This is a genomic window from Bacillus thermotolerans (genome assembly GCF_000812025.2).
GTDB lineage: Bacteria > Bacillota > Bacilli > Bacillales > Domibacillaceae > Quasibacillus > Quasibacillus thermotolerans.
Genome location: NZ_JWJE02000012.1, coordinates 77105 through 92493 on the forward strand (window position 1 = coordinate 77105; position 15389 = coordinate 92493).

Annotated in this window: 15 protein-coding genes and 1 pseudogene; 1 reads left to right on the plus strand and 15 read right to left on the minus strand. The window is 41.9% G+C overall.

The genetic code is table 11. The annotated features are described in order from the left end of the window. Nucleotides 1-70: 70 nt before the first annotated feature. The 14 genes and pseudogenes from QY97_RS06920 to QY97_RS06975 form a co-directional block, all read right to left on the minus strand. Nucleotides 71-1951, minus strand: coding sequence for an LTA synthase family protein (locus tag QY97_RS06920; protein ID WP_039233809.1), 1881 nt, complete (start codon nt 1949-1951; stop codon nt 71-73). A 295-nt stretch (nt 1952-2246) separates the two neighbouring features. Then, a complete protein-coding gene (locus QY97_RS06925; RefSeq protein ID WP_039233812.1) occupies nt 2247-2459 on the minus strand; it encodes a YqgQ family protein in 213 nt (70 codons plus the stop codon). A gap of 54 nt (nt 2460-2513) precedes the next feature. Next, nucleotides 2514-3686, minus strand: coding sequence for a rhomboid family intramembrane serine protease (locus QY97_RS06930; protein WP_039233815.1), 1173 nt, complete (start codon nt 3684-3686; stop codon nt 2514-2516). 122 nt (nt 3687-3808) lie between these two features. Next, nucleotides 3809-4372, minus strand: a complete 564-nt coding sequence (locus QY97_RS06935) for a 5-formyltetrahydrofolate cyclo-ligase (RefSeq protein WP_083965820.1) — start codon at nt 4370-4372, stop codon at nt 3809-3811. A 182-nt stretch (nt 4373-4554) separates the two neighbouring features. Next, the gene (gene rpmG, locus QY97_RS19880; RefSeq protein ID WP_082090033.1) at nt 4555-4704 is read right to left on the minus strand and encodes a 50S ribosomal protein L33; all 150 of its coding nucleotides are present in this window, start codon (nt 4702-4704) and stop codon (nt 4555-4557) included. Between the two features lie 230 nt (nt 4705-4934). Then, nucleotides 4935-5750: a phosphate ABC transporter ATP-binding protein PstB gene (pstB, locus tag QY97_RS06940; protein WP_039233821.1), complete on the minus strand. Its 816-nt coding sequence runs from the start codon at nt 5748-5750 to the stop codon at nt 4935-4937. 29 nt (nt 5751-5779) lie between these two features. Beyond that, the gene (pstA, locus tag QY97_RS06945) at nt 5780-6670 is read right to left on the minus strand and encodes a phosphate ABC transporter permease PstA (RefSeq protein ID WP_039233824.1); all 891 of its coding nucleotides are present in this window, start codon (nt 6668-6670) and stop codon (nt 5780-5782) included. A 1-nt stretch (nt 6671) separates the two neighbouring features. Then, entirely contained in the window at nt 6672-7616 is a 945-nt protein-coding gene (gene pstC, locus QY97_RS06950) for a phosphate ABC transporter permease subunit PstC (protein WP_408606252.1), read from the minus strand. A 75-nt stretch (nt 7617-7691) separates the two neighbouring features. Beyond that, nucleotides 7692-8672, minus strand: a complete 981-nt coding sequence (locus QY97_RS06955) for a PstS family phosphate ABC transporter substrate-binding protein (protein ID WP_039233827.1) — start codon at nt 8670-8672, stop codon at nt 7692-7694. 224 nt (nt 8673-8896) lie between these two features. Beyond that, complete coding sequence (locus tag QY97_RS06960; RefSeq protein ID WP_456297780.1) at nt 8897-11026, minus strand: peptidoglycan D,D-transpeptidase FtsI family protein; 2130 nt, start codon at nt 11024-11026, stop codon at nt 8897-8899. A gap of 145 nt (nt 11027-11171) precedes the next feature. After that, complete coding sequence (locus QY97_RS06965) at nt 11172-12407, minus strand: MFS transporter (protein WP_099098542.1); 1236 nt, start codon at nt 12405-12407, stop codon at nt 11172-11174. 100 nt (nt 12408-12507) lie between these two features. Further along, a complete protein-coding gene (gene sodA, locus QY97_RS06970; RefSeq protein ID WP_039233833.1) occupies nt 12508-13116 on the minus strand; it encodes a superoxide dismutase SodA in 609 nt (202 codons plus the stop codon). Then, a complete protein-coding gene (locus QY97_RS20620) occupies nt 13097-13273 on the minus strand; it encodes a hypothetical protein (RefSeq protein ID WP_166701679.1) in 177 nt (58 codons plus the stop codon). The genes sodA and QY97_RS20620 overlap by 20 nt, the downstream gene beginning before the upstream one ends. Nucleotides 13274-13351: 78 nt before the next feature. Continuing rightward, nucleotides 13352-13807: pseudogene (locus QY97_RS06975) on the minus strand (DUF47 family protein); the annotation flags it as partial. Between the two features lie 140 nt (nt 13808-13947). On the opposite strand from QY97_RS06975, the gene QY97_RS06980 reads away from it, so the two are divergent. Continuing rightward, a complete protein-coding gene (locus QY97_RS06980; RefSeq protein WP_052717167.1) occupies nt 13948-14247 on the plus strand; it encodes a hypothetical protein in 300 nt (99 codons plus the stop codon). Nucleotides 14248-14301: 54 nt separating this feature from the next. Here QY97_RS06980 and QY97_RS06985 read toward each other — a convergent pair whose 3' ends face one another. Further along, nucleotides 14302-15309: an IS1595-like element ISBath1 family transposase gene (locus QY97_RS06985; protein WP_039235659.1), complete on the minus strand. Its 1008-nt coding sequence runs from the start codon at nt 15307-15309 to the stop codon at nt 14302-14304. Nucleotides 15310-15389 lie beyond the last annotated feature (80 nt).

The following is a 15389-nucleotide window of genomic DNA, read 5'->3' on the forward strand; positions in this document are numbered from 1 at the left end:
CCGCTGCATAGCGGAGGCGGTTTATTTATATACGAAGCAAAAAAAGCCTGCCGGATTCGGCAGGCTTTTTTCATTGCGCATCAGGCTGCTTCTTTGCTGCGTCTGGATCGTAAAAGCGAAGAAGGTCACCGTAGATGATGCGGTCAGAATAGTTTAATTCTGTTGCTGTTTTTTCAAGGTATGGTGAGCAGTAGCTTTTTTCAGTTGGCTGTTCTGTTGCTTTATCCCAGCACTTATTATCCGCATATACATAATCCTTCGTTATGAAACGGCCATCACGGAAGGCTACAAAGTCTTCATGTTCTTCAGAGAGCAAATCCTGCCCGAACTGTACATCATCTTTTGTATCGATGCCAAATAAATGAAGCAGTGTTGGCCGAACATCGATTTGTCCGCCTACTTTATCGATGACTTTACCTTCTACGCCAGGAATATGAATCATGAATGGCACCTTTTGCAGCTGAGCAGAGACGAACGGTGTTACTTCCTTGCCCAGATATTGAGCCATTGCCTCATTGTGATTCTCTGAAATACCGTAATGGTCGCCGTAGAGAACAATCACAGAGTTTTCATAAAGCCCGGAAGCCTTCAAATCCTCCACAAACTGTTTCAGTGCCTCATCCGTATAGCGGACAGTCACAAAGTAGCGGTTTAGTGTACCGCTCTTTGAGTTGAATTCATCGATGAACTTGTCTTCCTCGTCATAATAAAAAGGATGGTGATTCGTCAGTGTAATCATTTTAGAGTAGAATGGCTTAGGCATTTCTTTCATATGCGCTGCCGACTGCTCGAAGAACGGGATATCCTTCATTCCCCAGTTTACACTGTTCTCTTCATTTACGTCATAGTCACCCACTTCATAGAAGCGCTCATACCCTAAAGACTTGTACATAATGTCCCGGTTCCAGAAGCTCTTATTATTTGCATGCATGGCATTGGAAAAATAGCCATTTTCATCAAGCTTCTCTGCTAAAGAATCATACTCATTGCCGGAATGCGTAAAGAAAACCGCGCCTCGGCTCAGCGGATAAAGTGAATTCTCTACGAGAAACTCTGCGTCCGATGTTTTACCTTGGCCTGTTTGGTGATAGAAGTTAGGGAAATATAAGCTTTTCTTTGCAAACTCATTTAAGAATGGCGTAATCTCCTGGCCATTTACTGTATTATTCATGACGAATTGCTGAGTAGATTCGACCGATACCATAATTAAGTTCTTGCCTTTCGCAATACCGAAGTATTCATCATTCGGCTCGGCATAGTTGGCAGCTGAATAGTTTTCAATGTCAGCAAGCTCGCTGCCATCAGCAAGTGCTCGCTGAGCAGATGATTTCGATTGAAGCAGTACATCATACACATGATAATTAAATGTACCAATATTTTTCACAAGCATTTCGCGGTCAAACGTTCTAGTTAAAAGCTGAGGGCGCTCTACTTCTGCTAATCCAAGGTTTAAGAAAAACACAGCGACTGCGCTTAAGAAGTAAGCCCGAGTGTTCATCTTCGACATGGAGCCAAAGTTAATGAACTTAGGCTTTACTTTTAACAGGACTGCTAATAAGATAAGGTCAGCAAAGTAAAGAATATCGTACCATTTAAATTCTTCTGTTACACTGTTCCCTAAATCTGCAAAGTTACTTGTTTGAAACAATAGCGGCACGGTAATAAAGTCATTAAAGAAGCGATAAAATACGACATTTGCGTAAAGCAGGAAAGTGAGCAAAAAGCTCGTAATCATAATGTAACGCTTTTTACCTTTTTCACTTTTAAAGAATACGCTGATTCCCATTGCAAGCATAATAAAGCTTAACGGGTTAATAAATAAGATGAATGCCTGCAATGTGTTTTCAATGTCAATATTAAAGCTCGTCTGATAAACAATATACGTTTTAATCCATAAGAACAAAACGGCAACAGCGATCAAAGATACGTTGTTGCGTAAAGCTCCCTTCATTCCATTACCCCCTTAATACCGCTCATACCATACAACATCATAAACATCTTTTTATATAAGTTTTTTGTAAAAACATCATAGGTAATCTTAATACTTTTTTTACAAAAAAGCAAACAAGAAAAAGCAAAGGTTTTGTAGAATAATAGACTGTTCACAAGAGGGTATTTTTCTTATCATACGGCCGTGCCCTGAAGTAGTTTCATTTATTTACAGATGGGTCCTTAAAAATATTGTCTAAAATAAAATGAGCTTATTCGCCCGAAACGAATAAGCTCATTGGTCCGCCTTTACTTTCTTACTGAGAGGAGGTATTCTTTTCCCTCTCCAGCTGCTGCTCTCTCCTTAATACGAGGATCGCCAATTGAAAGTCTTTAACATCTATCAGCTGCAGCTCATACAAATCTCTTATTTCTCTCTCCATTAACTCCAAGTCGGCTAGCCGGTTTCCTACATAAACAAAAATGCCGAAACGCTTCAACAGCTGCTGTACATCCCACATTGTATTCATGCTGATTGACCAAGACCTCCTTATTAGCTGTATTCTGCCTATAGACAGCTGCTGCTATTGAGAATAACCTAAATACAAGCCTCCAGCTGATAAAGCAACAGCTCCTAATAAGAAAGCCAGCTGGAGTGCTCTCTTTTTCTTTGCGGGCAAATTCACTACGCCCGCCGCTAAAAAGCCACCAATCAATCCGCCAATATGACCTGCATTATCAATCCCTGGAACCGTAAAACCAAATACCAGGTTAATCACAATAAGGATAATAATATTCATGCCCATCGTTCGAAAGAACAGACGCGGATAGACCACACCAAAGTACAGCAGAGCACCAAAGCAGCCAAAGATTGCTCCGCTCGCTCCTGCAGACAGACTGTCATTCATAACAAAGCTTGCAAGCGTACCGACAAATCCTGAAAACAAATAAATGAGAAGAAAGCGGAATCGGCCAAAGATACGCTCAACAGCTGTACCAAGGAAGTAAAGAGCAAAGGTATTCATCAAAAGATGCAAAAACCCGATATGCAAAAAGATAGGTGTAAAGAAGCGCCACCATTCTCCCTCTAAAATGAGCGGGTTGAATTTCGCTCCGAATCGAATCAAATTAAGCGAGTTTGTGCTGCCTCCGCTTACTTCCAGCAGAAGAAAGACAAGTACTTGAATGGCAATGAATGCGTGGGAAAAGAAAGGCGTGGAGAACTCAAATACTTTCTTTTCCTCTTCACTTCTTTTTAGAGAATGGGCCAGTGCCGCCCTATGGTAAGCAGCTGTCTCTTCTTCGGTTGCTTCATTAAAAAAGTCAGCGTCTATTTCTTCAGGAAACAACTGATCTAGCGACTGCCTTGCTTCAGCCAGCTCGTCCTTAACAATAAGCAGTGAGTCCACTCTTGTCTTCTTGCCTTTAGGAAAGTAGAAGGGTTCATCTATGTACGTTTCATACTCATCCACAGGCGGATAAGGAGAAATGTACATATTGATAACGGTCAGTCGGCGCCTGCCCAGCTGTTTGCGCAGGCTTTCTCCTATTAATGACACGCGCTCAATATCCTTCCTGACGAGTGAACCCCAATTTAATTCATTGGCAGTCAGCCGAATAACAGGTGCCAGCTTGTTCGATAGGTTCTCAAGCAGCATCTCTCTCCGTTGTTCACGCATTTGGATAATTTGATAATCTTGTTCCACGATTAAAAAGTAGGCCATCTTCCAAAACAAGCTGTTTCCATAAGAATCCATCTCATCCCTGCCTTTACCCTCTTTTTCACCCTTTTGTTAACTATATCGAAAGCCAAAGCAGGGTGTAAAGCAAACCACCCTACTATCAAAATAAAGATTCTGCCGCCCTTTGCTTACCTAAGTCAGGAGCAACTAATGACTTCCTTTTCCGTTATGATCGTATTCACCGGCAGGTCGTGCGGCTCTTTCGGGATATCCTCCAGCAGCTGCATCGAGAAAGCAAGGGCAGCCATTTTTCCTGTATAACCTGACAAAAAGCAGTCATAGTAGCCGCCTCCAAAGCCAAGGCGGTGGCCCGAGCGGCTGAACGCAAGTCCCGGAACAAGAACAAAGTCCATCTCTTCACGCGGAACGAGATTTGTACGGACCGGTTCAGGTTCATATAAGTTTGCATAAATATTCTCAAGCTCTGTGAAAGAAGTCAGCTCGTAGAAATCCATTTTTCTTGAAGCTGGTACACACTTGGGAACGACCATTCTCTTTCCCTCCAGCCACCCCTGCCGGATAATCTGCCACGTGTCCACCTCCGGGACATTAGAAACAGTAACAGCCACTGTTTGAGCTTCTTCCCATACTTTAAGCCCGTATAAACGTTGAGCAATTTGAAAGGAAAACTGCTCATAACTGAGACGGTCCAGCTTAGACAGGCTTTCTTTCATCGTTTGTCTTGTCAGCTTCTTATTCATGTACATCCCTCAGTTTACTTATTCTTTACATTATTCCCTTCCTTATGAAGGAATTAGACACCTTTTATGTATAAACTGCAGTTCAAGTCTCTTCAAAAGGAGGATGGCATAAAACAGACTCCCAAGAAGAGGGCAAAGCGAAATTTGCCTATAAAAAAACAGCAGGAATAAATCCCCGCTGCTTACTTTGTTTCACGGTGTAAAGTTACACGTTTTTCTCTAGAGCAATATTTTTTAAGTTCCAGACGATCTGGGTTGTTACGCTTGTTTTTATTTGAGATATAATTACGATCACCGCACTCTGTGCAAGCTAGTGTAATGTTTACGCGCATCTTTTTCCCTCCAAACTTTTCAATACATGTGTATCTTGTTTACGACTTTTCTATAATAGCACTTTTCTTTTGTAAATGCTAGTGTGTTTTTGCCGTTCTTCTGTTATTTGATCATTTCCCTTCCCGCATTCCTTCTAAATGGAAAAAGATCATCTTCACGCAGTAAAAAACGTAGTAAAAGGGAGACTAATGAAATTAGCCTCCCTTTTACCATTCAGTCCAAGTTTGAATCAGCCAAATCTTCCTGAAATGTAATCTTCTGTACGGCTATCAGATGGGCGATTGAAGATTTTATCTGTTGTATCATATTCAACTACTTCTCCATTTAAGAAGAAAGCTGTTTTATCCGAGATACGAGCCGCCTGCTGCATGTTATGAGTAACAATAATGATGGAATACTTTTCTTTTAATTCATGCACAAGCTCTTCTACCTTTAATGTAGAGACCGGGTCAAGGGCAGAAGTAGGCTCATCCATTAACAATACATCTGGCTCAAGGGCTAAACTGCGGGCAATACATAAGCGCTGCTGCTGACCGCCCGATAAGCCATAAGCATTTTCATGAAGACGATCTTTCACTTCATCCCAGATAGCTGCTTGACGCAAGCTTTTTTCTACTCTTTCATGAACGAGCTTTTTATTTTTAATACCATGAATTCTTAAGCTGAAAGCCACATTTTCAAAAATTGACTTTGGAAACGGATTTGGCTTCTGGAAAACCATGCCGACTCTTGTACGAAGTTCTTCTACACGAAACTCTTTGCTGAAAATGTCTCTTCCACGATACTCAATTGTCCCGGACGTTCTTACATTAGGAACAAGATCAATCATTCGGTTCAACGTCTTAATATAGGTGGACTTTCCGCAGCCTGAAGGGCCAATAATAGCTGTTACTTCTTTCTCACGCATTTCAAGATTAATATTCTTCAATGCATGGTGATCACCATACCAAAGATTGCATCCGCTTGTATTGTAAACGACCGGACGTTCTACACTGGGCTGCTCGACTGGATTATCTACACGTCTTTCTACTACTGCTAAAGCCATTTTATTTCCTCCTCATTTATCTTTCAGCTTTAATATTTCTTCTCGAAACGGTTACGGATCCATATAGCTACCGAGTTCATCAGAATCAAAATAACTAACAGAACAATGATGCCAGCAGCTGCCAGAAAGTGAAACTCTTCCTGAGGTCTGCTAGTCCAGTTATAAATCTGCATAGGAAGAGCGGTAAACTGGTCAAACACGCTTGTCGGAAGGAATGCCACAAATGCCGGAATCCCGATAACGACTAACGGTGCTGTTTCACCAATCGCCCGTGAAAAAGCAAGAATGCTTCCCGTTAAGATGCCAGCTAATGCTGATGGCAGTACAACACGGAGTACGGTTTGCCATTTTGAAGCACCAAGTCCATAAGAAGCTTCTCTTAATTCGTTAGGTACAGCCCGGATCGCTTCCTGAGCAGCTACAATAATGACCGGAAGAATCAGTAAACTCATTGTTAAACCGGCAGCCAATACGCTGTTGCCGAAAAAGAACATTCTTACAAAAATCGTTAAACCGAGTAAACCGAATACTACTGATGGGACCCCTGCAAGGTTAGAAATATTCATCTGAATAAAGCTGGTAAAACGGTTTCGCTTCGCGTATTCCTCCAGGTAAATAGCAGTTCCTACACCTAAAATTAAGGAAACAGGAATAACAACTGCCATCATCCAGATGGTTCCGATGATGGCCGCTTTAATACCGGCCTGTTCCGGACGCCTGGACGCAAAGTTCTGGAAGAAATCCCATGAAAGATAAGGAGCTCCCTGTGAAACAATTCGGGCAAGGAGGACAATCAACACAAGGGAAGTCACAACTGTCGCCAAAAGAAACACAGTTTTATAGATGTTATTTTTCACTAAGCGGGTTGGAATCTTCTTGACTACCTCGTCTGTATGGACAGTTTTTTGTGCGCTTTCCATGTTAGTAGGCCTCCCTGAATCTCTTAGAAATTCGCTGCGCCAGCATATTCATGAAGAGAGTAAATAAGAATAGCGTAAAACCAACAGCATAGATACTGTAATAAATCGTTGTGCCATATCCAGCGTCTCCGCCCGTTACTTGTACAATGTAAGATGTCATTGTCTGCAAGGAAGATGTCAGCTCTAGAGAAGCTGTAGGTGTTGAACCTGCCGCAATAGAAACAATCATCGTTTCCCCGATTGCTCTAGAAAGTGCTAACACAATTGACGCAATAATTCCTGATAAGGCCGCTGGAATAGCGACACGCCAGGTCGTTTCCCATTTCGTCGCACCGAGCGCCAGTGAACCTTGGCGTACAGCAGTAGGAACAGATGACAGAGCATCTACCGAAAGAGAGACAACGGTTGGAATGATCATAATCCCTACTACAATTCCTGGACTAATGGCATTAAACATTTCCACCGAAGGAAAGAGAGAGCGAATAAGCGGTGTAACGAATGTTAAAGCAAAAAATCCGTATACGATCGTTGGCACCCCTGCTAATACTTCTAGTACCGGCTTCATGACTTTCGTTACTCTTCTAGAAGCATACTCACTTAAATAAATCGCTACGGCAAGTCCGATAGGTATTGCAGTTACACCTGCAATTAAGGTGATTTTTAACGTTCCAACAATCAGAGGAAGTATGCCGTACGTAGCCTGTGTTTCAGAGAATGGATACCATTCTGTTTCCGTGAAAAACTCTGTAATTGGTATTTGCTTAAAGAAAGAAAACGTCTCAATAATTAACGTCAAAACAATCCCGATAGTTGTTGCTACTGAAACAGCTGCCATTAAGAAAAGAAGAACTGGAATGATCTTCTCTCCTCGTCCAGCACGCCCATCTCTATATTTTTTATCGAGCATGCTTTGGATCGAGGATTTTTCTGTCTCATTCGTTTTCAAAATGAAAACTCCTTTCAACCCCCACACAAAGCGGAATATGGATGTATTCCGCTTTGTGTTGTTATCTAGTTTTTATTATTTCTTCAATCCTTCTAATTTCTCTAAAGCGGACTGATACTCTTCTTCAGGAAGACTTACGTAACCAACTTCTTCAGAGAGTGTACCTGCATTTTCGATCATGAATTTCATGTAATCATACACTGCTTCATCTTCTGCCACTGCTTTGTTAGATACATATACAAACAATGGTCTTGATAATGGAGAGTACTCACCGCTCTCAACTGTTTCATTCGTAGGTTCTACCGGACCTTCTCCACCATCAATTGGAACAACTTTCAAGTTATCTTTATTTTCTGCGTAATAAGCATAACCGAAGTAACCAAGTGCATTTTTATCGCCCGTTACGCCTTGTACTAATACGTTGTCATCTTCAGAAAGAACGGCATTCTTGTCAATTTGAGCATCTTCTAAAATGACTTCATTGAAGTAATCATATGTGCCTGAATCCGTTCCTGGAGAATAGAGCTTGATTTCTTCGTCCGGCCAGCCTTCACGAATATCGGACCACTTCTTTGTTTCTCCATTGTCTACCCAGATTTTTTTCAACTCATCGACTGTTAAATGATCAACCCAATCGTTTTCTTTATTAACTACAACAGACAGACCATCGTAAGCCACTTCAAATTCTGTAAAATCAATACCTGCTTCTTCAAGAGCCTTTACCTCCTCCTCTTTAATAGGACGAGAGGCATTGCTTACGTGTGTTTCGCCTGCAGCAAACTTTTCAAATCCGCCGCCTGTGCCTGACTGGCCAACTGTCACGTTCACACCAGGCTGTTCCATCATATATTCTTCAGCTACAGCTTCCATGATTGGGAATACAGTTGAAGAACCATCGACTTGGATCTCCCCTTGAAGCTGCTGATTTTCCTCCCCAGCATTTTCAGCACTGCTTGCACTGTTGTTGTTTCCTTCCGTCTCAGCACCGCCGCATGCTCCTAGTAATAAAGCGGTACTCATGACTGCTGCTCCTGCGTAGAACTTCACTTTTCTCATCTCGGTTACTCCCCCTGATTACTGTTTGATTTTTTATTTCGTGCTTTTCTTTACAGTAATTAGATTAAGGGATGACTGTTAAAAGGGTTTTAATAGAATGTTAATGTTTTGTAAACTGTTTTCTACACTTCACGACAAAATTTGACATAATTAACAACCCTTAGGACCTAATACTTTCAAACTATCTTTATATAAAAAAACAGCCCGCTTGAAAGCGGGCTGTTTTATTCTTCCTCATCTCTTTTTTCTTCTTCTGATAGCTGCATTTCTTGTTCTATAATAATATCTGAAGTTTCCGCTGCCATTCTCTCTTCCTTCAACTCGAAGTATTTGTCTAGTATTTTCCGACCAATTGTATTGTTGATTGGAGTGGAGTAAGCACTACTCTGATAAGCCCAAGGAACAACAACTGAGAAGGCCACTTCGGGATTATCATACGGAGCATAGCCAACCAGGGTAATATTCCATGTCATTGGCAAAGACTCTCCTCTTTCTAAATACTCCTCCCTCTTCGGTCCATCATACACACCTTCAGCGGTTCCCGTTTTTCCGGCCGGCTGATAAGAGGCTCCACCGAAGTATCTGGCAGCCGTTCCCTGCGAGCTTCCCATTACCATTCGGAAGCCTTCCTGTACCCGTTCGATTTCACTTTCCGTGGCATCCAGCCGGTTTAACACTTGAGGATGAATATCTTCGACAAGCGATCCAATCTTTCCTGTTTCAGATGCTGGTTCGTGAATCGATTTAACGATATGAGGCTTCATGCGATTTCCGCCATTGGCAATGGTAGATACGTACTGCGCAAGCTGCAGTGGCGTATACGTATCAAACTGTCCAATCGCGTAGTCCAGCACAAGACCAGGCTGCGTGATTTTCCCCTGGTAGCCGGTCTGCTCGTTTGGCAGATCAATGCCTGTACGGACGCCTAAACCAAATTGTCCGAAGTAACGCCGCATTGTCATGATGACTTGCTGTGCATCCATTCTTAATGACATGTTCGGACGGTATTCCGTGTTTCCAATCTTCATCGCTGTTTTATACATATATACGTTAGAAGAGCGCATTAGCGCATAATGGTCGTTCACTCTCATCGCCCCGCCCCGGTTAAACCAGGAACTTTTTGATGGAGTGCCGGCAAGCTTGATTGGTTCGTCTATGAAGGTATGCCCCGGCTCAATCGCATCTGCCATAAATCCCGTCAATACGGTCGCACCCTTTACAACGGACCCCATCGTATAAGAAGTTGTAATATTACCGAGCGCGAAGTCCCTCATCTCCGCTTTTCCATCTTCGTTAACATGATATTGCTTTCCTGCAAGTGCCAGTATTTCGCCCGTGTTTGGATCCATCATCGTCACAAAAGCCCGGTCAAGAAGCGGGTGTCCCGGCTGGCTTTTTGCTCTCCAAAGCTCTTCCTCAATAATTTTCTCTACAGCCAGCTGCAGGTCCATATCGATGGTCAGCATGAGATCATTCCCCCGCTGTCCTTCACGAATGATTTGTGAATCCAGGATATTACCAGACTTATCCGTCACATTCTTCACTTTTGTTTTTTGGCCGCGCAGCACTTCTTCATATTGGTACTCAATATAACTCGTGCCAACCCGGTCATTACGGCTGTAATCTCTAGAAAGATAGAAATCTATCATTTCTTTCGGAAGCCCTTCACGGGAAGAAGAGATATTACCAAGCACGGTTCTTAATGTTTCATCATATGCATACGCCCGCTCCCAGTCCGTTGTCGTATTCACTCCAGGGAGAGAGCTGAGATTCTCACTAACGAGCGCATACTCTTTTTGTGTGACACCTTTATTCTTTACGATTTGTGGAGTCATCGCATAACCCGAGGTAAATTCCCGGTAGATCGCTAATATTTCCAATTCCTCTGCGGATAAAGATTGCAGCTCTTCCTCCGTAATCCGATCAAGCTGCAGCTGATAAAGATCGTCCTCGGAAATCTCTCCCTCTTCATAGCGTGTCCATTCCTTTTCCGTTACTTTTGCTTTAGCAGCCTCTTCATTCTTCATGATCCAGAAATCTTTCTTGTCTCGTTCCGTCACCTGATCTGTTTCCTTCTCGATCAGCTTCGCCAGCTTAGCGGCTGTTTCCAGCATTTCTTCCTGGGAGGCTCCTTTTTTTCGTGTATACGTGATTGCGTTTTGCGGCACATTATCCACGATAATCTGACCTTCGCGATCATAAATTTTTCCACGCGGCACACTCGTATTGACAGTTACGTTTTCTGTTCGCTCAATTTTTCGCTGATAATCTTCTCCTTGGACAATCTGTACGATGCCCAGCCTGAAAATTAAAACAGAAAAAAGCAAAAAGACAACGAAAAACATCATGTTCATCCGAATGGAAACACGAGTTTTCTTTTTTCTCTTTGTTTTTTTCACTAGTCACTACCCTCTCCATTAAAAATTATTCATTCCCTACTATTTTAAACAACTCCGGATATTTTTTCTATACACAGCTCTCCAAAAAACAAGAGACTTATCAGCCGTTCACTAAGTCTCTTGTCTTTGGAAGGCTTACTTTTCGAATGCAGAAGTAAATCAAAGTATGCCCCGCTTCTAATGCGACTAAAAGAATCGGGATGCTTTCTTTTTCGTCAAACAATGTAATGGCTACAATAAATGCGAGTATAGAAACGATTCTTCCCGCATTGACGAAAATCTCCCGAACGACCATATATTCTACACGCTGGTCTGCTGCATGACGGCTCTTTCCTATCACATCATAGGTCATGGAAGAGTAGGGAACTAACAGAAACGGGTAAGCCAAAGCAATGATGGCTCCGTATATTAACAGCTTGGCAAAGGTCAGCCCAGTTAAGAGGATAAACAAGGACAAAAACAAAACCATTCCCCCAAGAAAAATTGTCCTTTTCCTGTAAGGTTTCTTTACGAGCCTTACAGCAAGAAAGTAGCTAAAGAACGATATCCCTGAATATACGAGCCCGTACGTGCCAAGTGCCAACTCACTGTTTGTGGTAATAAAAACAAAAACAGAGATAATAAACACAAAAACGCCCTCTCTAAGCCCTTGAAAAAAGTGAGCGTTTAATATGCGGCGCCAATCATCGTACGTATGCCGTTCCTTCCACACTGCCCGCAGCCGAAATTGCCCATGGGCTGGGCGACGCTTAAGAAACAGGCTCAAAATCACAGCAATGACAAAACAGCTGAGCGATAAGCTGAAAACAATGAAGTAGCCTGTGGTAGAAGCGAAGCGGCTAATGATGAAACCGGCCAGCATGGGGCCAATCATGCCTCCGGCTGAGAAGAGTGATCCGAAAAATCCATTAAAGAAATCTCTTGTCTCCGGCTCAGTAATCTCAAATGTTAATACGTTGTAGGCTAACCAGAAGAAGCCATAGCCGATCCCAAGCAAAGCTCCGAGCAAGACAAGCCAATCCGACGCTTGACTGCCGATAAACAGAACGGTTAAGTAAAAAACACTGAGAAAGATAACTCCCATCCTTAAAACAATGACACGATCTACCTTCTTTGCGCATTTGCCTGCAGCCAGGAAGGCCAGCGGCTGGAAAATAACAGCTGTTAAATTATAAATGGCCAAATCAATGAATTGGCCTGATTGCTTCCATAGAAAAATATTAACGAATGTGTTGGATAAGGCTGCACTTAACGAATACAATCCCCCGATAAACAGCAGCAGTCCTAAATCTCTCGTCAAATCTAACTGGCCAAACATCTTTCGGACGGACAACAACAATGAACTTCCCCCTTCCTCCTTACTTAGCGTTTGGAGAAGCAGAAGAAGTTATGCAAAAAAAGAAAAACCGGACCTTTAAAAAGTCCGGTTTCGCGTATTATTTTGCTTGGTCGTAGCGCTTAGCTACTTCGTCCCAGTTTACTACATTCCAGAATGCATTGATGTAATCAGGGCGACGGTTTTGATAGTTCAGATAGTAAGCATGCTCCCAAACGTCCAAGCCAAGGACTGGTGTTTTGCCTTCCATGATTGGAGAGTCTTGGTTTGGCGTGCTTGTTACCTCTAGCTCACCGTTGTTCACAACAAGCCATGCCCAGCCAGAACCAAAGCGGCCAGCAGCTGCTGCTGCGAATTCATCTTTAAATTTATCAAAGCTTCCAAATTTGCTGCTGATCGCATCCGCTAACGCGCCAGTTGGCTCGCCACCGCCATTTGGAGAAAGCAATTGCCAGAATAAAGAGTGGTTCGCATGTCCGCCGCCATTGTTGCGCACAGCTGTACGGATAGATTCTGGAACCGCATCAAGGTTAGCGATTACTTCTTCAACAGATTTGTTAGCTAACTCATCTTGTCCTTGAAGAGCATCGTTTAGCTTTGTTACGTACGTGTTGTGATGTTTTGTGTGGTGAATGTTCATTGTTTCCTTGTCAATATGAGGCTCTAATGCATCATATGCGTAAGGTAGTTCAGGTAATTGGAATGCCATGATAAATTTCCTCCCTATGTAAGTATTTTGCTACTTGCAAATAAAGAGTAACAAAAATAAAGAAGCGAATCAATGATAATGCTTGTGTAATGTGCGAAAACTCTGTTAAGTGTCGTGCTGCCTTTCTTCCTGGATACATCATTACAAAATTTCGCAAAAAATGGCTTCCCTCTTCTATATAAAAAAGCGAATCCCTCTCTTGAATAAGAGGAATTCGCTAAGTTTCATATATGGCTTATTCTGCATCCCTGATTCCGAGGATCGCTTCTGCAATGTTAACGGCATGGTCTCCCATACGCTCTAAGTTGCTGACAATATCCACGAAGACGATACCCGCTTGTCCCGAACATACTCCCTCATTCATACGGAGGATATGCTGTTTACGCAGTTTTCTTTCCATTTTATCAATTAAGTCTTCTTTCTTCGTTACCTCACGGGCTAGATCCAAGTCGTTCGTGTCTAGCGCTTTAATGGCTTCGTTAACAGATGAAGTGGTCAATGCGAACATTTCTTCCAAATCAGCCATCGCCTGATCAGTAATCTTCACCTTGTTTGCCTGTTGATAATCGACCAGTTCAATGATGTTTTCAGCATGATCCCCGATCCGCTCAATATCACGAACCGCATCTGCCAGCATATTGTGTCTGTCCAGTTCCACAGAAGAAAGAGAAGTCCCTGACAACTTAATCAAAGGCTGTTTTCGCAAACTTTGTTGTTTTTTATAGAAATAATATAAATTGAATCTTCTGTTATAATATATATAAAGAAATACGAAACTTCTTACCTTTTCAAACGTATTTCTTGTAGACACTTTTATAGAGGAGGGATTGTTTGAAAGCATTATTTTATTTGTTCATCTTCGCTTTCCTTGTTTTCATACAACTTTTTCCGTTTCGAAAAATAGTGACGGGAGAGCATATAGGTGAAAATTTAAAAAAACTCAAGAAACATCAATGGTTCAAGGACTATCTGAATAATGAAGAATATAAGAATCTAATCGTTCACAACGAGAATGTCCGTAAAACTATTGGTAGTTTTAATACCAACAAACTTGGTAGAGAATCCTATTTAGTTAAGTGCAAAAAGAAGTTGAACCAAGTCTTAGTTAGAGAACTGCATAGTGCAAACTAAGCAGAAATTGAAAAGAACTAATTTCTGAAAAAGACCTCAGCGAAGAGGTCTTTTTTATGCACCCCTTAACATCTGGACAGTTTTATAATTTGACTTTTGACACGCTGAAACAAGCATTCGCTCTACCTGTTTATCGAATGCTAAATCCTTGCTTAAATCAAGCCAACGAAACCAATAAAGGTAGTTATCCAAGTATTTAGTCGCTACACCTTGAAAACGCTCCATCCATCCCTTCAGACGGCTGTGAGAGTTATTTACGTGTTGGATATGATAGATACCTTTCTTGACACGTTGTTTTTGGCGTTCATTGACAGTTTCGTGTAGTAAACCTTTGAGTTTAGCAAACCTCTTATAATTGGTTGCAGTATCTGTACATAACAAAGCAGACGGGTGAATATGCTTACCTATCACATCATCAATTTCTTCAGCCTTAACACGTCCCGTTCCTGCTTTTCGAGCAATAAGGTTTCCGTTGCGGTCTTGTGCCACTACCACAGCAATTTTAGAGTTAGAAATTCCTCTCTTTTTGTCCTTTTCTCCACGCTTCTTTGCTTTCCTATGTGAGACTTCACGACCTTTTAAAGACTCACGAAAGAAGGTTTCGTCACTTTCAACTATCCCTTGTAGTTGATTAAATCCAAGACTGCCTAATGCGTTCAAGATTTTATGTCTCCAATAAAATGCAGTGGATATGTGTATTTGTAGACGTTTAGCGATTTTGGGTAGAGTGTAGCCTTCTACCATTAGTTCAATGTATGTTACCCATTTTTCAGGGTATCGTGAGCCTGAAAACGGAGTATTAGTCATATCATTGAAAGACTTTCCACAATCCTTACATAGATAGCGTTGTCTTGACCTATATTTACCATTACGTTTCACAGACATACTGCCACAATGAACACAAGCCATACCCGAAGCAAACCGAGCCTCACGAATGGTTTTGAGCAATTTAGTGATTTTGTCTGGTTCTTCTGGAAATAAATCCTGTTTCATAGCGGTAAACAACGCTAACTGCTCTGATTTAGTTAAATCGCTGAAATCTTCATATACATCTTTCCACATACTGAACGCCTCCTAAACCCTATTATACAAGCCTTCTACAAGTTTGGTCAAGAAAGCAACAATCTATACGAAAACAGCCT